A 17,824-nucleotide genomic window follows, 5' to 3' on the forward strand; every position below is an offset into this window, starting at 1 on the left:
AGCGCAGGCTGTCCGCCGTTCACTTAGCGGGCAAATTTCTCCAGCACGCGGATCAGCTGGGTGACAAAACCGTATTCGTTGTCGTACCAGGCGACGGTTTTCACCAGCTGTACGCCGCCGGCCTCCACAATCTCCAGCTGGGTGGCATCGTAGATTGAACCGAAATGGCTGCCGATGATATCGGAAGAGACAATCTCTTCTTCGGTGTAGCCAAAGGATTCATTGCCCTCGGCCGCCTGCTTCATCGCCTGATTGACCTCATCCGCCGTTACCTTTTTCTCCAGCACCGACACCAGCTCCGTCACTGAGCCGGTTTTGGTCGGTACGCGCTGGGCATGGCCTTTCAGCTTGCCGCTCAGGGCGGGGATCACCAGGCCGATAGCTTTGGCCGCGCCGGTGGTGTGCGGGATGACGTTTTCCGCCGCCGCCCTGGAGGCGCGCAGATCTTTACCGCGCGGCCCGTCCACCAGCGACTGGGTGCCGGTATAGGCGTGGATGGTGGTCATGGTGCCTACGGTGATGCCGAAGGTATCCTGCAGGACTTTGGCCATCGGCGCCAGGCAGTTGGTGGTGCAGGAGGCGACGGAGATGATGGTGTCATCCGGCGTCAGGGTGTCATCGTTGACGTTATAGACGATGGTTTTCATCTCGCCGGCGGGGGCCGAAATCAGTACCTTGCGCGCGCCGGCCTGGAGATGAGCCTGCGATTTCTCTGCCGAGGTGTAGAACCCGGTACACTCCACAATCACTTCCGCGCCCGCCGCCTGCCACGGAATATGCTGCGCCTCTTTTTCGGCATACACGGTGATGGTCTTGCCATTCACGATCAGCGCATCTTCCGTGAAGTCGACGCTCCACGGGAAGGGGCCGTAGTTTGAATCATGCTTTAACAGGTAGGCCAGCACTTTTGGCGAGGTGAGGTCGTTGATGGCCACCACCTCGAGGCTGCTGTCGACTTCTAATAAACGGCGTAACACCAGACGGCCGATACGACCAAATCCATTAATCCCAAGTTTACTCATGGATATTCTCCGGTTGGTAAAACGACTCGATGTGATAAAACTCCTCCAGGCTTAGTCCTGACTCGCAGCCAGGTCAACTAACAATCTGTGCGGTTCGCTGCCGGGCCCACGGCATGAGGCAAAAAAGTGGATGTTTTGGCGGACTTTTTTATCCGTGACGGCAGGACATAATTTTTGTTACCGGAGATGAGGGCGCCGCCTGCTGGCGAAGCGGGGAAAAACGTCTATGCTTAACTATTGAATAGCTTAGTAAAATGTTGACATTAGATGAAGGGAGAGCTTATGGGATTCTGGAGAATCGTTTTTACTATCATTCTGCCGCCGCTGGGCGTACTGCTGGGGAAAGGCTTCGGCTGGGCGTTTATTCTCAACATTATTTTGACCCTGCTGGGCTATATTCCCGGCCTGATCCACGCCTTTTGGGTGCAAACCCGCGATTAACGGCTGGCCCCTCAAGCCAGGCTTCCCCCCGGGACCCGCTCAGGGGGGAATCAGGCTCTCTTTATACAGCAGCCTGTTATCCCTCGACCAGTAGTGGCGAGTCTCCTCGTCCAGGTCGACGCTCCACTTAAACACCCCGGCGCTGGCGAGATCCCTGCAGTACTGTTCAAAGTTGATGGCGCCGGCAAAATGGCGGATGACCGCGGCCGAGGTCAGCCGATGGCTGGGGACGCTGCGCACGCGCAGCAGGCCGCGGGCGCTTTTTATGGTGATCACCTTGTCGTTTGCCATCACGAAATTCATATTGCCGGTGGAGACAAAGTAGATATAACACGAGACCTGATGCCGACGCAGTTCACTGGCGAAGGTGGCAAAATCGGCATCTGAACGCACTTGCTCAAAAAAATGACCCAGCCTGGCCAGCAGTTCCATTTCTATCCTTATTGTATTGCTGTGTGCGGCTTTGGCCGGTAGCGGCAGAAACCATTCACAAAGTTACTTATTCGTATTTTAATAATATAGCCGCGTTATATTAATGGTTATTTGATAACTGGAACACCGTTTCAAGTGTTACAATCTATTGCAATCGTTTGCCTGCATGGCCCATCTGATGGTGAGGACATGGCGAGAGGGGAAATCCATGCCGGCGATGAAGGTCGCCGGCGGGAAAACGGGATTACTTCTGGATCAGATAGCGAATGGTCGGGCCATCCTGCTGAATATCCAGCACCGTATAGCCATGGTTCCTGGCATCGAGCGGAATGTTATTGATCGACTGCGGACAGTCGCTTATCACTTCGAGGATCTCGCCTTTTTGCAGGGAGGGCATCGCCTCCAGGGTGGCGACCGCCGGATAGGGGCAGGGCTCGCCGACCATGTCCAGGCGATAATCAGGGATGATGTTTTTCATGCACTCTCCTTCACAGTCCGGACCGCTGCCGACTGGCGGCGGAAAAAATGTCTCTCCCAGGCGATCACCAGCAGCAGGGCGATCAGCAGCAGCAGATAGGTCGCCAGCAGTCCGCCGAAGGGACCAAAAGCGTTCAGCAGGTTGACCTTTTGCCAGTGGGTGGCGAGCGGGGCGGCGATATCGTCCCAGCACCAGGCGAGCAGCGTGGAGCCAATGACGTTGCCCAGCCCCACCCACCAGTAGTGAACCTGGCCTTCCACCGCCCGGTACATCCAGCCGGTCTCACAGCCGCCGGCCAGCACGATGCCAAAGCCGAACAGTAGCCCGCCGATCGCCGCATTGGGACCGGCCCACATGATTTTCGGCGCCATCCCCAGTTGCACATAGCTGAAGATGCCGATGGCGCTCGCCGCCATGCCGAAGATTATCGCCTTCGCCATCACCGTCCGGCCGGTGATCCACATATCGCGAAAGGCGGAGGTAAAGCAGATCTGCGCGCGCTCGATAAGCAGACCGAAGCCGATGCCGAACAGCATCGCCAGGCCGAGCGCAGGGTGGTCTGCGGCGGTGAGCAGGCCCCAGCCGATCATGGCGAAAAAGACCGCCATGCCCAGGCGGAAACGGCGGCGTGCCTGCAGCGGTTTTTGGGTTAACGGCGAAGCGGCGGATACCTTTTGCATTTTTACCGGGATGCGAAATAGAGGCAGCAGGGTGAAGCGAGCGCCAAACCAGGAGCCGATGGCGGTGGCGATGGCAAACAGCCAGGCGTGCAGGGAGAACTGCGGAATGCCGGTGAAAAACGCCGCCAGGTTGCAGCCCATCGCCAGCCGCGCGCCGAACCCGGCGATGATGCCCCCGGCCACGGCCTGCACTATGCGGATCCGGCTGCGTGGCAAGCGCAGTTTGACGTTATTGGCCCACAATGCCGCGGCCAGGCAGCCGCCGAACATGCCGATGATCATCCTGCCGTCGATGCGGGTCAGCGGCGTCCCGTCGAGATGGATCAGCTGATAATAGCCCCACTGTTCGCTGTGGACCCCCAGCAGCTGCAGCAGCTGGCCACCCCAGCGGGTAAATTCGCCGGTCACCGCCCAGAAGGTGCCGGTGATGCCAAAATAGTAGGTTGAGAGAATGCCCGCGGCGATGACCGCCGGGACGGGAGACCAGAACCGGATAAGCCAGGCCTGTTTGAAGGATTGCCATGTCATAAAAATGCCTCTGAACTCAGAAGGTATTAACGGTCGATGACCGACCGAAGGGGGCACATAGTATCCGCCTTAGCGCCTGCTTTCTCTGTTTTGGATCAAGACCCTACGCCTGCGCCAGCACCACAAGCAGCGCCAGCAGCGCGGGCAGCGCCTGAATATAGAGAATTTTGCGGCTGGCGGTCAGCGCGCCGAATATCCCGGCGGCCAGCACACAGGCGAGGAAAAAGATCACCACCTGCACGCCCGATGCCCCCAGCCACAGCCCCCACGCCAGGCCGGCGGCCAGGAAACCGTTATACAACCCCTGGTTGGCCGCCAGCACCCGGCTTTCCCGGGCGAAATCGGCGCTGAGGTTAAAGGCCCGGCGCCCGGCGGGCGCTTCCCAGAAAAACATCTCCAGCACCAGGATGGCGAGATGAATGATAGCGACCAGCGCAACGAGGAGAGTGGCTAACACAGCAGTCCTTAATCAATAAGATGAATGTGTCAGCAGTATAGCCGCTGGCGCTCACCAGGCGAGAGGGCGACTGCTATAGTGCTTATAGCATCATGTTTGCCTGCCGCGAAAAGCGTCGGTGTATCTGATTGCCCTTTGGTTTAGCTTCGCGGTGATAGTATGCCGGGTTCTTTTTTTACAGGTGTGGCGTAGATTACTGAATGTTAAATAAATTATGGATTTTGTTATCCGGGCTATTGTTGGTTGCCATGCCGTCGGCGCAGGCCGGGGAATTCAATCTTTATTCGATGAATACTGGTTCCTATGTTTATCACATGACCGGTAACCACGGACAATATAACGAGCATTTCAACAACAACTTTTTCTCGGTGGAGCGCAAGTTTTCAGCGGATTCAAAATACAGCGCGCTGGTCGGCACCATGAAAAATAGCTTCGACGATCGCTGTCTGACCCTCGGCGTGCGCCGCGACTGGCTGAAAAACGACACCGGCTGGCTGCTGAAAGGCGTGTATGCCTATACCGGGGAATTTTTCTTTGACGCTTTCAGCCACTGCGGCGACTCAGGCACCTACCGCACCGCCAAAAAAATCACCGGCGTCGGTTTTTCGCCCTATATTTATCATGGTCTGCAATACAACTTTACCGATTACTTCGGCGTCGAGGGCGGGATTATTATACCGGCGATCTTCGTGATGAGTATTCAGTGGAGCTTTCGCTAAGCGCCTGGATCAGCCTGAAAAAGAAGAGGCCACGCTGGGTGGCCTGCTCATGGTGCCTTGACGGCAGGGATTAATGGAAACCGAGACGGATCAGATCTAACGGGCAGAAGCGTCCCTCGCAGCCGTCGATTTCTACGCAGTCCGCCCGACGCAGCTGCTCGGCGGTTTTCCCCTCGCCATGGATCGCTTTAATCACGCCCGTCGTACCGTTACCAGCGATCATGACCATACTGCCGGTAGCAATAGCGTTACGATTACGGTCATAGGTTTTCATGGTCTCCTCCTCAATAAACCAGGGTAAGCAATGATTAAGCGGCCAAATTAATACCGCTTCCCGCCTAAAAAAGTTTTGAGGAATATCAAAATTATTTTAATAGTGACGATAAAAACACAGCGAGAAGGCCAGATCGTCGCGCGACGCGCTTGGTCAGCACGCCGGGTATGACTCAGGCATGCTGCCCGAAATATGTCCGTCAGATGACGGTTTTGCGGCAGGATTATTAACCTTGCCAGTCCGCGAAAAATAGCGAAATATGGCGCTATCTGGGCATCAACGGTGCCAGTGCCTGTCCTGAGGGAGCCATGAGTCAAGACGTCACCGCGAAGATGTTAAAACCCGATTTTGATATGGAAGTGTCCGGCCTGGTGTATGGCTATCTGTTTCATGAAGATCACCCTCCACAGCCTATTGCCTCTGGTGAGGTATGCGCCAGCTATCAGGCGCTGGCTGACGATAAGGCCTTTATCTGGCTGCATCTTAATCTCAATCACGCCACCGCCGAAAAATGGCTAATCAGTCACTTTCCCGTGGCGGACTTTTTCTTTGAGGAGATCCGCAGCGGCTCGCATACCACCCGTATTGAACGGCAAGGGGAGAATCTGTTCGCCGTGCTTAACGACGTGCTGTTTCGTCCGCAAGACACCAGCGCGGAAACCGCCACGCTGTGGCTCTACTGTAGCCCGAAGCTGGTGGTGACAGCGCGTTTCAAACCATTGCGGTTTATCGAATGGATGCTGCCGCGTCTGCATACGCTTAAGGTGCATACCTCCGCTGAACTGCTGGCCTTTTTGCTGGAGGAGCAGGAGGAGGTGCTGGAGCAGGTGGTGCGCCAGGCCAGCCGCCACGTCGACCTGATTGAAGAGCGGCTCCTGAGCAATCACGTGCAGCGTAATCGGGCCGATCTGGCGCGGCTGCGGCGGATGCTGCTGCGTTTTCAACGGCTGCTGGCGCCGGAACCGGCGGCAATGTTCCGGCTGCTTAACCGGCCGCCAGCGTGGATGGATCGCGCGGTGGTGCAGGCATTTCGTCAGTTCACCGAAGAGTTTAGCGTGGTGCTTAATGACCTGTCCGGCCTGATCGAGCGCATCAGCCTGCTGCAGGAGGAGATCGGCGCCCGCCAGCTGGAGCAGAGCAACCGCACCCTCTACACACTGACGGTGATCACGGTCCTCGCGCTACCGATTAACATTGTGGCCGGTTTCTTCGGCATGAACGTCGGCGGGATCCCGCTGGCGAGCAATCACCACGGGTTTATCCTGCTGGTGGTGATTGTCGGCATCTTTACCCTCGGCGCCGGCTACCTGGCGTTCCGCCGGCGTGACGATCTGTAGTCAGTGCCGCGCGTCAACTGAGGCTGCGCAGGGCGGCTATCAGTCCTGCGACACCGCGCTCCAGCTTCTCGCGTGGACAGCCGACGTTGAGGCGCAGAAAGCCATTGCCTTCGGGACCATAGGTATATCCCGGCATAATCGCCACCTTCTGCCCGGCGATCAGCGCCTGCTGCAGTGCGCGGTCGTCAATGTTGAGGGGGCGCAGGTCGATCCACGCCAGGTAGGTGGCCTCCGGCGGCTGCCAGCGTAGCGCAGGAAAGGCGCGATTGAGCGTATCAGCCACAAAGCGCAGGTTCTCCTGCAGGTAGTCGCGCAGGGCGTCGAGCCAGGGCGCCCCATCGCGGTAGGCGGCGATATGAGCCAGCAGCGCCGGTACCGAGGGCGACGAGAGTCCATCGCGCGCTTTCAGCGCCTGCAGATAGCTGTCGCGGCAGTTTGCCTCAGGGATAAAGCCATAGGCCCCGGTAAAGGCCGGAATATTGAAGCTCTTTGATCCGGAGGTGAACAGCGCCCACGGCCCCTGAGCCACCTCGCTCCACGGGATATGACGGTGGTCGCCCCAGGTCATGTCCATATGAATTTCGTCGCTAATCACCCTGACGCCATGCTTTTGGCACAGCGCCGCCATGGTCTGGAGCTCCTCGCGGCGCCAGACTTTGCCCGTTGGGTTGTGCGGGCTGCAGAGCAGCAGCAGGGTATTCTTCGGCTCCGCCAGCGCCGCTTCCAGGCGCGCCATATCGCAGTGCCAGTGATTGTCCGTCAGGGTCAGTGGCACCGGGGCGATCTGTCGGCGGTTAGCGGTGATAGTGTTATAGAACGCATCGTAGGCGGGAGTATGGACGACGACGCCGTCGCCTTCTTGCGACCACTGGCGGATGGTTTCCGCCACCATATAAATAACCGACGGTCCGTAAACCACCGTTTGCGGATCGATGACGCTGTGAAAGCGGCTGGCGTACCAGTGGGCAATCGCCCCGAGAAACGCCTCGTTCTGCCAGCGGCTGTAGCCCAACACGCCGTGGGCCAGCCGCCGGCTGACGGCGTCGAGAATGCAGGGCGCGGTGGCGAAATCCATATCGGAGATGGTGAACGGCAGCAGGTCGGGGACGCCAAAGCGGTCGGCGACATAGTCCCACTGCGTGCACCAGGTGCCGTGGCGGTCGATGGGTATGGAAAAATCAAACATCGGAACTTCCTTAGCGAGGGTCCCCTTCCGTGCCGGAAGGGGACCGGTGGGATCAGGCCTGAACGGTATTCATCAGCGTGGCCATTTCATCTTTTACCGACTGCACCTGCGGGCCAATCACCACCTGCAGATTATGCTGGTTGAGCTGAACCACCCCGATGGCGCGGTGGGCTTTCAGCGCGGCAGCGTCCACTTTGCTCATATCGTGTACCGACAGACGCAGACGGGTAATGCAGTTATCCAGCGAGACAATGTTGTCGGCGCCGCCGAGGGCCGCCAGAATCGCCGGCACGTTATACCCGGATTTACCAATGGTGCCAGCGACCGCTTTCTCCACGCTGGCGGCGGTGTCGATATCGCGGCCCGGCGTTTTCAGATTGAAGCGGGTGATGGCGAAGCGGAAGATGGCATAGTAGGCCGCAAACCAGATTGCCGCCACCACCGGCACCAGATACCACTTGGTCGCCAGACCATGCAGGATGCCAAACACCACGAAGTCGATAATATTGCCGTCGGTGTTGCCGATGGTGACGCCGAGCACCGCCATGATGGTAAAGCCGAGACCGGTCAGCAGGGCGTGGATGACATACAGGACCGGCGCCACGAACAGGAACAGGAACTCCAGCGGCTCGGTGGTGCCGCCCACCACGCAGGCGATCACCCCGGAGATCAGCAGGCCTTTAATTTTATGCCGATTTTCCGGACGGGCGCAGTGGTACATCGCCAGCGCGGCGCCCGGCAGACCGCCGAGGAAGGCTGGCATCTTACCCTGCGACAGGAAGCGGGTGGCGCTTTCGGCGAAGCCGTGGGTGGTCGGGCAGCTCAGCTGCGCCTGGAAGATGGTCAGCGCGCCGCTGACGCTGTGGCCGCAGACGTCGAGGGTGCCGCCGGCTTCCGTGAAGCGGATCAGCGCCACCAGGATGTGGTGCAGGCCAAACGGCAGCAGCAGTCGCTCGCCGGTGCCGAAGATCATCGGCCCAAAATCGCCGGCGCTGTTGATCATCTTCCCGAGGGCGTTGATCCCCATGGCGAAGACCGGCCACACCAGCGGGATCGCCAGCCCGACCAGACCCAGCACCACGGTGGTGACGATCGGCACGAAGCGAGTGCCGCCGAAGAAGGCCAGGGCGTCCGGCAGGCGAATGTTGTGAAAGCGCTCATGCAGCAGCCAGACGATAATCCCGGCGATAACCGCCCCGAGGATCCCGGTATCGATCGAGGGAATACCGATGATGTTCTGGATATTGTTGGCCTTAAGGATCGCGGCGTCGGTGGTGGGCAGAATGCCTTTCGCCGTCAGCCAGAAGTTGACCGCCAGGTTCATGACCGCGTAGCCGACAAAACCGGCGAAGGCGGCGACGCCTTTGTTCTCCCGCGCCAGCCCCAACGGGATGGCGATACAGAACATCACCGGCAGGAAGCTGAAGGCAAAGGAGCCGACTTTGCTCATCCAGATAAAGATGGCCTGCAGCAGCGGCATATCCAGCCACGGCAGCAGGGTCAAAACATCGTGACTGCTTAACGAGCTGCCGATCCCCAGCATGATCCCGCAAAACGAGAGCAACGCCACGGGCAGCATAAAGGTTTTTCCCAGCTGCTGGAAAAATTCCCACAAGGTGATTTTTGGTGCGGTTTTCGCCGTCATAGCACGGTTCCTGATTCTCAAGTGGTCGGGAAGAACTAACGCCACGGCAAGATAAAACGTTTTACCACTTTTTAGTGCGATAAAAATCACATATTCAAGCGATAATAAGGTTTATAAAGATCGCACAATGATAAAACGTTTTATCGACAGGCAAGGGAGTCAGCCAGCAGGTTATGGCAATCGCAAAAAAGATCACCATCAATGATGTAGCGCTGGCCGCCGGCGTCTCCGTGAGCACCGTTTCGCTGGTGCTGAGCGGCAAAGGGCGCATCTCCAGCGCCACCGGCGAGCGGGTTAATCAGGCCATCGAGCAGCTGGGATTTGTGCGCAACCGTCAGGCCGCCTCGCTGCGCGGCGGACAGAGCGGGGTGATTGGCCTTATCGTCAGCGATCTCTCTAAACCGTTCTATGCCGAGTTAACCGCCGGCCTCACCGATGCCCTGGAGAGGCAGGGGAAAATGGTGTTTCTCACCCAGGGGGGACGCAGCGGCGAGAAGATGGCACAGCGGTTTGATACGCTGGCGGCGCAGGGGGTGGACGGGGTGATCATCGCCGGGGCCATCGACCGCGGCAGCGAGCTGCGCGAGCGGGCGGCGGAGGCGGGGGTGCCGCTGGTGTTCGCTTCCCGCGCCAGCTATCTCGACGATGTCGACCTGATCCGCCCGGACAACATGCAGGCGGCGCAGCTGGTGACCGAGCATCTGATCCGCCGCGGCCATCAGCGGATCGCCTGGCTTGGCGGCCAGAGCTCGTCGCTAACGCGCGCCGAGCGGGTCGGCGGCTATTGCGCCACCTTGCTGAAATACGGTCTGCCGTTTCACAGCGAATGGGTGCTGGAGTGCGAGTCGAGCCAGAAGCAGGCGGCGGAGGCGATGACCGCGCTGCTGGGGCAAAATCCGACCATCACCGCGGTGGTGTGCTACAACAACGTGGTGGCGACCGGCGCGTGGTTCGGTCTGCTGCGGGCTGGAAGGCAGAGCGGGGAAGATGGCGTCGACAGCTACTTCGAGCAGCGGGTGGCGCTGGCGGCGTTCGCCGATGTGCCCGAGGCCGCGCTTGACGACCTGCCGCTCACCTGGGTCACCACCCCGGCGCGCGAGATGGGCAAAACGCTGGCGGAGTCGATGCTGCGGCGGCTGGAGGAGGGCGCGGGCGAGACGCGAAACCAGATCATGCCCCCGCGGCTGGTGACGAGAAAATGACGGAGACGGCGCGCGGTGGCCGTCTCCTGAGCCGATAAGTTACGGCTGCGGGGCGGCGTCGTCCTGCTGAGGCGCGGCGTCATCCTGCTGCGGCTGGCCGTCCTGCGGCGCGCCGTCCGGTAGCGAAGGCGCTTCCAGACCAAACATCGCGGCAAAATCCTCCAGCGGCATTTTCTGGCCGTTCAGCGTCACCTGGCCGTTCGCGTACTGCAGGCTGCTGCTGATGGCGTTATCTTCCATGGTGGTGATGCGGAACATCTGGCCCATCGCCGCCAGGCCTTTGACCTGCTGATCGGCGAGTTTGGCGGCGTCGGCTGGCTGGTAGCCTTCCAGACCGGCGATCTTAGTCATAAACTCCGTCGCCATATCCACCGGGATCACCACTTTGCCGTCAAGGGACTGCACCACGCGATCCAGGCTGTCCGCCAGCGTCTGCGGCGGAGCGGTCACCTGGGCCGGATCTTTCAGCAGAACCGAGAGGTTGAGGGTGCTTTCGCCTTTGGCATTGCGCCAGCTCAGCGGGGAGATGGTCACCGACGGATTGCCCTTAAGCAGGATCGGCAGCGCATTGAACAGGGTTTCGGTAAGCGCCTGCTGGTACAGCTCCGGGTTCTGCGCCAGCTCTGGCTTCGCCAGCAGCGCTTGAGACTGCGCGCTGTACTGCTGGCTGAACTGGTGCCACGCCTGACCGTCGACGTTATCCACTTTCAGCGTCAGTTTGCCGCTGCCCATATCCTGACCCTGCAGCTTAAGGCTGTTGACGGTGTAGTTCACCTGGCTGTTCACGCCTTTGCCGTCCTTGGTCAACGTCGAGCCGCCGTCCAGCGCCATGCCGTCAACCAGCGCCAGCTCTTTGCCTTCGACGCTGATGGCCAGCTTATCGAGGGTCATTTTTTGCTGGCCGATACGCTCGTTGAAGCTGGCCAGCTCGGTGGCGCCGTCGGTGGTCAGGTTGACGAAGCGCAGTTGCACCTTCTGGTTATATTCGTTGAGGGCATCGATCTGACCGCTGCCGGCCTGGCCCTTCAGGCTGATGTTTTTGCCGTCGCGGTCGGCGTCGAGCTGGAACTGGCCGCCGCTGAAGGTGACTTTCTCATCCCCTTTGGCGTAGTCGAGGGCATTGAGAACGATCGCCGACTGGCTGTCGCCGCTGTAGGCGATGCGCGTATCAACGGTGAAGGGGGTAGTGCCTTTGGCTATCTCGAACAATGCCTGGCTGGCGTCGTTTTTCACCAGCGTGGTGTGGACCGAAGCCATCGCCGGAGCCAGATTAAAGGTTTTTAACGAGGCCAGCGGGAAGGGGCCGTGATCGACCACCTCGTCAAGCACCACGCTCTGTCCGGCGGCCAGCCAGCCGTTAGCCTGACCGGCGATGGGCTTCACCACCAGCTGCAGATGGCTGCTGAACAGCCCGCGCTGGTAGTCCTGATAGCTCAGCTCCAGACCTGACTCCGGCGCGCTGCTGCGTAGCTGTGCGTTAGCCTGCTGCACCATATCGGCAATTCGGCCTTCCAGCTGTTTACCGGTGTACCAGGCGCCGCCTGTCCATACCACGCCCAGCGCCACGATGATTCCTGCTGCGACCAGCGATTTTTTCATAGCATTTGTCCATAAATGAAGCCAGGCGGAGAGACCGCCTGGCTGAGTTGTCATAATCAGTAAGCGAGACCTGAAAGGTCAGTCGTTTACTGGAGCTTATTGAACACGCGCGCCACGCGGCCATGGCCGCTGACCTGCACCGGCGATTCATTGGCGGCCACAAAGGCCGATTCGCCCGGCTTGAGGGTCAGGCTCTGGTCGCCTTTGCGCAGCACGGCTTCGCCGTCGACGCAGAAAACGATCGCCGCGCTCGCCTGGGCCAGATCGCTGGCCTCGGTGGAGAGATCGTGAAGCGAGAAGGCAAAATCTTCCACCGGGATCGGGAAGTCCAGTTCCGCGCCGTGGCGCTGCGGCTGGGTCAGCAGCTCACCCGCCGGTTTAGCCTCGAACTTAACGTTGGCCACCAGCTCAGGGATATCAATGTACTTCGGCGTCAGGCCGGCGCGGAGCACGTTATCCGAGTTGGCCATCACCTCCAGCGCTACCCCTTGCAGATAAGCGTGCGGCGTTTCGGCAAACAGGAACATCGCTTCGCCAGGATTCAACTTCACCACGTTCAGCAGCAGTGGGGAGAAGAGGCCGCTGTCGTCGGGATAGAATTCCGCGATCAGGCGGATGGTTTGCCACGGTTCGCCCTGCTCACGGTCCAGCACCTCGCGCAGCGCCTGCAGCGCCTGGGCTTTTTCCTCGCCCTGCATATTCAGCAGGCTGGCAAACAGCTGGCTCAGGCGAGTCGCGTCCGGCTGCTGCAGGAAGGCGCCGATCGCCGGGTGTGCGTTGGCCACCGGCTGCAGCAGGCTGACAATTTCGCTGAACTCGCGAAACGCGTTCATCGCCAGGAACGGGGTCAGGGCGAAAACCAGCTCCGGCTTGTGGTTCGGATCTTTGTAGTTACGTTCGGCGGCGGAGAGGGGGATGCCGGCGGCGTTCTCGCGGGCGAAACCCTCTTCGGAGGCCTGCTTGTTAGGATGGACCTGAATGGAGAGAGGCTGCGCGGCGCACAGCACTTTAAACAGGAACGGCAGCTCACCGAAGCGTTGCGCCACTTTTTCGCCGAGCAGGGCGGCTTTATCCGCGTCAATCACCTCGCGCAGCGAACGCGGCTGGCCATCGGCCGTCAGGACCTGCGAGCTGCTCTTCGGATGCGCCCCCATCCACAGCTCTGCCATCGGCTGGTTGTCCGGGTTGGCGATGCCATACAGTTCAGTTAAGGCGGTGTGGCTTCCCCAGGCATAGTTCTGTACGGCGTTGATCAGCTTTTGCATTCTCATTCCCTGTATCAATCAAATTAAAATTATCGCCCTATTAAACCAGCAAACGCTGGAGAAGCAACTGCTGAAAGAAAAAGTCGTCCCTGTCTCAGTTTTTGTTAAAAAATTGTGTAAGATTGATCGACTCGCTTTTCTACAGGCACATGGAGTCCCTGCCTGAAACATAATCAGCCAAAGCAGTAAGTGAGAGTACAATGTCGAATAAACCGTTTGTTTACCAGGATCCTTTTCCCCTCAAAAAGGATGACACCGAGTATTATCTCCTCAGCAGTGATTACGTCTCCGTCGCCGAATTTGCCGGCCAGGAAGTGCTAAAAGTTGACCCTCAGGCGCTGACCCTTCTGGCGCAACATGCCTTCCACGACGCCTCCTTTATGCTTCGCCCGGCGCATCAGCAGCAGGTGGCGGATATCCTGAACGACCCGGAAGCCAGCGAAAACGACAAATACGTCGCCCTGCAGTTCCTGCGCAACTCCGATATCGCCGCCAAAGGCATTCTGCCCACCTGTCAGGACACCGGCACCGCGATCATCATGGGTAAAAAAGGCCAGCGCGTCTGGACCGGCGGAGGCGATGAGGCCGCCCTGGCGCAGGGGGTGTACAACACCTATATCCAGGACAACCTGCGCTATTCGCAGAACGCCCCGCTGGATATGTATAAAGAGGTTAACACCGGCACCAACCTGCCGGCGCAGATTGACCTCTATGCTACCGATGGCGATGAGTATAAATTCCTCTGCATCGCCAAGGGCGGCGGCTCGGCTAACAAAACCTATCTGTACCAGGAAACCAAAGCGCTGATCACCCCGGCGAAGCTGAAAAACTATCTGGTCGAGAAGATGCGCACCCTGGGGACCGCCGCTTGTCCGCCGTACCATATCGCCTTTGTCATCGGCGGGACTTCGGCGGAAGCGACGCTGAAAACCGTCAAGCTGGCCTCCACCAAATACTACGATGGCCTGCCGACCGAAGGTAACGAACATGGGCAGGCTTTCCGCGACGTGCAACTGGAGCAAGAACTGCTGCTGGAAGCGCAGAACCTCGGCCTCGGCGCGCAGTTCGGCGGCAAATATTTCGCCCACGATATCCGCGTGATCCGTCTGCCGCGTCACGGCGCTTCCTGCCCGGTAGGGATGGGCGTCTCCTGTTCCGCCGACCGCAACATCAAAGCCAAAATCAACCGCGACGGCATCTGGATTGAGAAGCTGGAGAGCAATCCGGGGAAATATATCCCTGAGCATCTGCGCCAGGCTGGGGAAGGCGAAGCGGTGAAAGTGAATCTTAACCAGCCGATGAGCGAGATCCTGGCGCTGCTGTCGCAGTACCCGGTGTCCACGCGTCTGTCGCTGAGCGGCACTATTATCGTGGCCCGCGATATCGCCCACGCCAAGCTGAAAGAGCTTATTGATAATGGCGAAGCCCTGCCGCAGTACGTCAAAGATCACCCGATCTACTACGCCGGCCCGGCCAAGACGCCGGACGGTTACGCCTCCGGCTCCCTCGGCCCGACTACCGCAGGGCGCATGGACTCTTACGTCGATCTGCTGCAGTCGCACGGCGCGAGCAAGATCATGCTGGCGAAAGGCAACCGCAGCCAGCAGGTCACCGACGCCTGCCACAAGCACGGCGGCTTCTACCTCGGCAGCATCGGCGGCCCGGCGGCGGTACTGGCTCAGCAGAGCATCCGCAGCCTTGAGTGCGTGGCGTATCCGGAACTGGGGATGGAGGCTATCTGGAAAATCGACGTGGAAGACTTCCCGGCGTTTATTCTCGTCGATGATAAAGGCAACGACTTCTTCCAGCAGATCCAGACATCGCAGTGCGCCCGCTGCGTGAAGTAAACCTGGCCGCCCTTCGGGGCGGCTATGGCCGATGACAAACCGGTTTTCGTTATTGTGATCGCCTTTCTGCCGGGTGGCGGCTTCCGCCTTACCCGGCCTACGAAAAACAGCAATATTAAACAGTTAGGCAATTCTCTGTAGGCCCGTGCAAGCGCAGCGCCGCCGGGCAATCCCGACGATTACATTTTGTCAGCGGTCTGGGCCGCCCTTCGGGGCGGTTTTTTTATGCCGCTCCGCGGCACGAACCACCAAAACAACTTTTCAATCTGGCCAATACTTACTCTTTTAAGCAGGTGAGCTTTGTCGCTATGACGCACTTTTCATCCAAGGAGAAAGTAATGACAACGCATCGCAGTGAAAAAGACTCGATGGGCGCCATCGACGTCCCGGCCGATAAACTCTGGGGCGCCCAGACCCAGCGTTCTCTGGAGCATTTCCGCATCTCGACCGAAAAAATGCCCGGGGAACTGATATATGCCCTCGCGCTGACCAAGCGGGCGGCGGCGAAGGTCAATCAGGATCTTGGCCTGCTGACGCCGGAGAAAGCCGGGGCGATCGTCGCCGCCGCTGACGAAGTGCTGGCCGGAAAACACCCCCAGGAGTTCCCGCTGGCTATCTGGCAGACCGGTTCCGGCACCCAGAGCAATATGAATATGAACGAGGTGCTGGCCAACCGCGCCAGTGAACTGCTCGGCGGTGAGCGGGGGATGGCGCGAAAAATCCATCCCAATGACGATGTCAATAAAAGCCAAAGCTCGAATGATGTGTTCCCCACCGCCATGCACGTCGCGGCGCTGATTGCCCTGCGGGAAAAATTGCTCCCGCCGCTGCAGGCGCTGCGGGCCACGCTCAACGAAAAAGCGGTGGCCTTCAGGGATATCGTTAAGATCGGTCGCACCCATCTGCAGGACGCCACGCCGCTCACCTTAGGCCAGGAAATCTCCGGCTGGGTGGCGATGCTGGACCACAACCTGAAGCATCTTGACGCCAGCCAGCCGCATCTCGCCGAGCTGGCGCTGGGCGGGACGGCGGTGGGGACCGGGCTGAATACCCATCCGGAATATGCCGTGCGGGTGGCGGCCGAACTGGCCTCGCTCAGCGGACAGCCGTTTGTCACCGCGCCGAACAAATTCGAAGCGCTGGCCACCGTCGATGCCCTGGTCCATGCCCACGGCGCGCTGAAAGGTCTGGCGGCCTCGCTGATGAAAATCGCTAACGATGTCCGCTGGCTGGCCTCCGGGCCGCGCTGCGGGATAGGGGAAATCGCCATCCCGGAAAACGAGCCCGGGTCATCGATTATGCCCGGCAAAGTCAACCCGACGCAGTGCGAAGCCCTGACCATGGTCTGCTGCCAGGTGATGGGTAACGACGTGGCAGTGAATATCGGCGGCGCCTCGGGTAACTTCGAGCTCAACGTCTATCGGCCGATGGTCATTCACAACTTCCTGCAGTCGGTGCGTCTGCTGGCGGACGGCATGGCGAGCTTTAACGAGCACTGTGCGGTGGGGATTGAGCCGAATCGCGAGCGGATCAACCAGCTGCTCAACGAGTCGCTGATGCTGGTGACCGCGCTGAATACCCATATCGGCTATGATAAAGCGGCGGAGATCGCCAAAAAAGCGCACCATGAGGGGCTGACCCTGAAGGCCTCGGCGCTGGCGCTGGGCTACCTGACGGAAGCCGAATTCGACAGCTGGGTGCGCCCGGAGCTGATGGTCGGCAGCCTGGCTACTCGCTAGCCAGCCAGAGGTGCAGGCGAGGGATCAGTAATCTCAGCGACTGCGCCTCCGGTTTGTAGCGGTATTGCACGTTGTCGGCATCGTAGTTGAGCAATTCGCCAATATCCGGCACGCTGACCCCCTGGCTGCCGGATATCAGGGCGATCAGCGGGCTGGGGCAGGCGTACTGCACCTGTTTCTGCTCGCTGGCATACCAGACGCGGGCAATCGGCTGCACTTTCACCGGCCGTTTAATTTTCAGCCGCGCCCGCTGCGGCAGGGCGGCGATATCCTGATACTCCCTCTCCAGTTTGCTCTGCCACTGCTCGCGGGTCCAGGGCGGCACCGCCCGTGGCGATTGCAGGCTTTTCTCCAGCATCATCAACACCTGGTCGCGGGTCAGGTTTTTGATCACGTGCTTATTGGCCCAACCGAAGCGGATAGTGCTCGGGTCGAGAAGGGGCGTTAGCGTGCGATAGGCGCTGAGGGTAATTAATCCAGGCAAATGGCGATGCACCCACTCAAAGCGGGCGGTGGGGGGCAGGCCAGAGTCGACGGTGACGATTTTCTCGAAGGTGGCCTTAAGGGTGTTGATCTGCTGAATGCGCGCCAGCAGCGCCTGCTGTTCCGCGGCGGTGACCTGCAGGCAGATAGCACCCGGCAGGCGGACGGCGGCTTTGCTGCTGCGGGTTTCCGATTGCTGCTGGATAAACAGATGGCCATAGTGTCGCAGGGCGAGATCCAGCGCCGCCTCCCCGGTGTGCTGGACGACAGTAATGTTCGCCAGCGGGTCATGCTCGGCATCTTTACTGATTGCCGGCAGCTCAAACACCCGGCCCGCCAGCAGTCGACAGGTCGTTAACGCCTGGCGCAGCGCCTGCAGCTCCAGCTCGATCTGGCGAAAGGTATCATTCAGACGTTCAACGAGGTCGTAGCTGGCCATCGCATTCACCTTAGTTACAACATACTATTCGATTTTTACAGCATACCCAGC

17 protein-coding genes are annotated in these 17,824 nt (G+C 59.5%); 6 read left to right on the forward strand and 11 right to left on the reverse strand.

The genetic code is table 11. The features are described from left to right. Window positions 1-23: 23 nt before the first annotated feature. Complete coding sequence (gene gap / locus ACQUTP_RS00740; RefSeq protein ID WP_131079794.1) at window positions 24-1,022, reverse strand: type I glyceraldehyde-3-phosphate dehydrogenase; 999 nt, start codon at window positions 1,020-1,022, stop codon at window positions 24-26. A 282-nt stretch (window positions 1,023-1,304) separates the two neighbouring features. Between gap and ACQUTP_RS00745 the strand changes: the two genes are divergently transcribed. Next, window positions 1,305-1,463, forward strand: coding sequence for a YqaE/Pmp3 family membrane protein (locus ACQUTP_RS00745; protein WP_002903230.1), 159 nt, complete (start codon window positions 1,305-1,307; stop codon window positions 1,461-1,463). Window positions 1,464-1,502: 39 nt separating this feature from the next. Here the strand turns inward: ACQUTP_RS00745 and ACQUTP_RS00750 are convergent, their stop codons facing one another. The 4 genes from ACQUTP_RS00750 to ACQUTP_RS00765 all read right to left on the reverse strand — a co-directional run bounded on the left by ACQUTP_RS00750 (window position 1,503) and on the right by ACQUTP_RS00765 (window position 4,038). Beyond that, on the reverse strand, window positions 1,503-1,895 hold the full coding sequence (locus ACQUTP_RS00750; protein WP_096833843.1) for a DUF1398 domain-containing protein: 393 nt from the start codon (window positions 1,893-1,895) through the stop codon (window positions 1,503-1,505). Window positions 1,896-2,139: 244 nt separating this feature from the next. Further along, window positions 2,140-2,373 carry a sulfurtransferase-like selenium metabolism protein YedF gene (gene yedF, locus ACQUTP_RS00755; RefSeq protein ID WP_004204092.1) on the reverse strand — a complete coding sequence of 78 codons (234 nt, stop codon included), beginning with the start codon at window positions 2,371-2,373 and terminating at the stop codon, window positions 2,140-2,142. After that, entirely contained in the window at window positions 2,370-3,581 is a 1,212-nt protein-coding gene (yedE, locus tag ACQUTP_RS00760; RefSeq protein ID WP_064150134.1) for a selenium metabolism membrane protein YedE/FdhT, read from the reverse strand. Before yedE ends, yedF begins: the two co-directional genes overlap by 4 nt. 103 nt (window positions 3,582-3,684) lie before the next feature. Further along, window positions 3,685-4,038 (reverse strand): DUF1304 domain-containing protein, encoded by a 354-nt coding sequence (locus tag ACQUTP_RS00765; protein ID WP_064150132.1) that lies wholly within the window; start codon window positions 4,036-4,038, stop codon window positions 3,685-3,687. Window positions 4,039-4,277: 239 nt separating this feature from the next. Between ACQUTP_RS00765 and ACQUTP_RS00770 the strand changes: the two genes are divergently transcribed. After that, window positions 4,278-4,757, forward strand: a complete 480-nt coding sequence (locus ACQUTP_RS00770; protein ID WP_075201775.1) for a hypothetical protein — start codon at window positions 4,278-4,280, stop codon at window positions 4,755-4,757. Window positions 4,758-4,827: 70 nt separating this feature from the next. On the opposite strand, the gene ydfZ is transcribed toward ACQUTP_RS00770, so the two are convergent. Continuing rightward, window positions 4,828-5,031: a putative selenium delivery protein YdfZ gene (gene ydfZ / locus ACQUTP_RS00775; protein WP_004151566.1), complete on the reverse strand. Its 204-nt coding sequence runs from the start codon at window positions 5,029-5,031 to the stop codon at window positions 4,828-4,830. Between the two features lie 308 nt (window positions 5,032-5,339). Here ydfZ and ACQUTP_RS00780 point away from each other — a divergent pair, with 308 nt between their 5' ends. Continuing rightward, window positions 5,340-6,368 carry a CorA family divalent cation transporter gene (locus ACQUTP_RS00780; RefSeq protein ID WP_048294707.1) on the forward strand — a complete coding sequence of 343 codons (1,029 nt, stop codon included), beginning with the start codon at window positions 5,340-5,342 and terminating at the stop codon, window positions 6,366-6,368. 13 nt (window positions 6,369-6,381) lie between these two features. Here the strand turns inward: ACQUTP_RS00780 and ACQUTP_RS00785 are convergent, their stop codons facing one another. Both ACQUTP_RS00785 and malX read right to left on the reverse strand, forming a co-directional pair. Then, a complete protein-coding gene (locus tag ACQUTP_RS00785) occupies window positions 6,382-7,554 on the reverse strand; it encodes a MalY/PatB family protein (RefSeq protein WP_087832866.1) in 1,173 nt (390 codons plus the stop codon). A 52-nt stretch (window positions 7,555-7,606) separates the two neighbouring features. Then, window positions 7,607-9,199 carry a maltose/glucose-specific PTS transporter subunit IIBC gene (malX, locus tag ACQUTP_RS00790; protein ID WP_023318137.1) on the reverse strand — a complete coding sequence of 531 codons (1,593 nt, stop codon included), beginning with the start codon at window positions 9,197-9,199 and terminating at the stop codon, window positions 7,607-7,609. A gap of 173 nt (window positions 9,200-9,372) precedes the next feature. Here malX and ACQUTP_RS00795 point away from each other — a divergent pair, with 173 nt between their 5' ends. Continuing rightward, window positions 9,373-10,401, forward strand: coding sequence for a Mal regulon transcriptional regulator MalI (locus ACQUTP_RS00795; RefSeq protein WP_023318138.1), 1,029 nt, complete (start codon window positions 9,373-9,375; stop codon window positions 10,399-10,401). Between the two features lie 39 nt (window positions 10,402-10,440). Here ACQUTP_RS00795 and ACQUTP_RS00800 read toward each other — a convergent pair whose 3' ends face one another. After that, window positions 10,441-12,000 (reverse strand): YdgA family protein, encoded by a 1,560-nt coding sequence (locus tag ACQUTP_RS00800; RefSeq protein ID WP_032455952.1) that lies wholly within the window; start codon window positions 11,998-12,000, stop codon window positions 10,441-10,443. 86 nt (window positions 12,001-12,086) lie between these two features. After that, window positions 12,087-13,265 carry a mannose-6-phosphate isomerase gene (manA, locus tag ACQUTP_RS00805; RefSeq protein ID WP_004204108.1) on the reverse strand — a complete coding sequence of 393 codons (1,179 nt, stop codon included), beginning with the start codon at window positions 13,263-13,265 and terminating at the stop codon, window positions 12,087-12,089. A gap of 200 nt (window positions 13,266-13,465) precedes the next feature. Here manA and fumA point away from each other — a divergent pair, with 200 nt between their 5' ends. Both fumA and fumC read left to right on the forward strand, forming a co-directional pair. Then, window positions 13,466-15,112: a class I fumarate hydratase FumA gene (gene fumA, locus ACQUTP_RS00810; RefSeq protein WP_023318141.1), complete on the forward strand. Its 1,647-nt coding sequence runs from the start codon at window positions 13,466-13,468 to the stop codon at window positions 15,110-15,112. A gap of 338 nt (window positions 15,113-15,450) precedes the next feature. Then, window positions 15,451-16,851 (forward strand): class II fumarate hydratase, encoded by a 1,401-nt coding sequence (gene fumC / locus ACQUTP_RS00815; protein WP_004887066.1) that lies wholly within the window; start codon window positions 15,451-15,453, stop codon window positions 16,849-16,851. Here the strand turns inward: fumC and tus are convergent. Then, window positions 16,841-17,773 carry a DNA replication terminus site-binding protein gene (gene tus, locus ACQUTP_RS00820; protein WP_017898702.1) on the reverse strand — a complete coding sequence of 311 codons (933 nt, stop codon included), beginning with the start codon at window positions 17,771-17,773 and terminating at the stop codon, window positions 16,841-16,843. The two genes, fumC and tus, sit on opposite strands and share 11 nt — an antisense overlap. Between the last annotated feature and the right edge of the window lie 51 nt (window positions 17,774-17,824).

This window comes from Klebsiella sp. 2-CIP_Kleb. (genome assembly GCF_050378715.1).
GTDB lineage: Bacteria > Pseudomonadota > Gammaproteobacteria > Enterobacterales > Enterobacteriaceae > Klebsiella > Klebsiella quasipneumoniae.

Bases quoted from the DNA above. Each gene is read 5' to 3' on its own strand.
- gap (WP_131079794.1), bottom strand. From the start codon at position 1,022: ATGAGTAAACTTGGGATTAATGGATTTGGTCGTATCGGCCGTCTGGTG.
- ACQUTP_RS00745 (WP_002903230.1), top strand. From the start codon at position 1,305: ATGGGATTCTGGAGAATCGTTTTTACTATCATTCTGCCGCCGCTGGGC.
- ACQUTP_RS00750 (WP_096833843.1), bottom strand. From the start codon at position 1,895: ATGGAACTGCTGGCCAGGCTGGGTCATTTTTTTGAGCAAGTGCGTTCA.
- yedF (WP_004204092.1), bottom strand. From the start codon at position 2,373: ATGAAAAACATCATCCCTGATTATCGCCTGGACATGGTCGGCGAGCCC.
- yedE (WP_064150134.1), bottom strand. From the start codon at position 3,581: ATGACATGGCAATCCTTCAAACAGGCCTGGCTTATCCGGTTCTGGTCT.
- ydfZ (WP_004151566.1), bottom strand. From the start codon at position 5,031: ATGAAAACCTATGACCGTAATCGTAACGCTATTGCTACCGGCAGTATG.
- ACQUTP_RS00780 (WP_048294707.1), top strand. From the start codon at position 5,340: ATGAGTCAAGACGTCACCGCGAAGATGTTAAAACCCGATTTTGATATG.
- ACQUTP_RS00785 (WP_087832866.1), bottom strand. From the start codon at position 7,554: ATGTTTGATTTTTCCATACCCATCGACCGCCACGGCACCTGGTGCACG.
- malX (WP_023318137.1), bottom strand. From the start codon at position 9,199: ATGACGGCGAAAACCGCACCAAAAATCACCTTGTGGGAATTTTTCCAG.
- ACQUTP_RS00795 (WP_023318138.1), top strand. From the start codon at position 9,373: ATGGCAATCGCAAAAAAGATCACCATCAATGATGTAGCGCTGGCCGCC.
- ACQUTP_RS00800 (WP_032455952.1), bottom strand. From the start codon at position 12,000: ATGAAAAAATCGCTGGTCGCAGCAGGAATCATCGTGGCGCTGGGCGTG.
- manA (WP_004204108.1), bottom strand. From the start codon at position 13,265: ATGCAAAAGCTGATCAACGCCGTACAGAACTATGCCTGGGGAAGCCAC.
- fumA (WP_023318141.1), top strand. From the start codon at position 13,466: ATGTCGAATAAACCGTTTGTTTACCAGGATCCTTTTCCCCTCAAAAAG.
- fumC (WP_004887066.1), top strand. From the start codon at position 15,451: ATGACAACGCATCGCAGTGAAAAAGACTCGATGGGCGCCATCGACGTC.
- tus (WP_017898702.1), bottom strand. From the start codon at position 17,773: ATGGCCAGCTACGACCTCGTTGAACGTCTGAATGATACCTTTCGCCAG.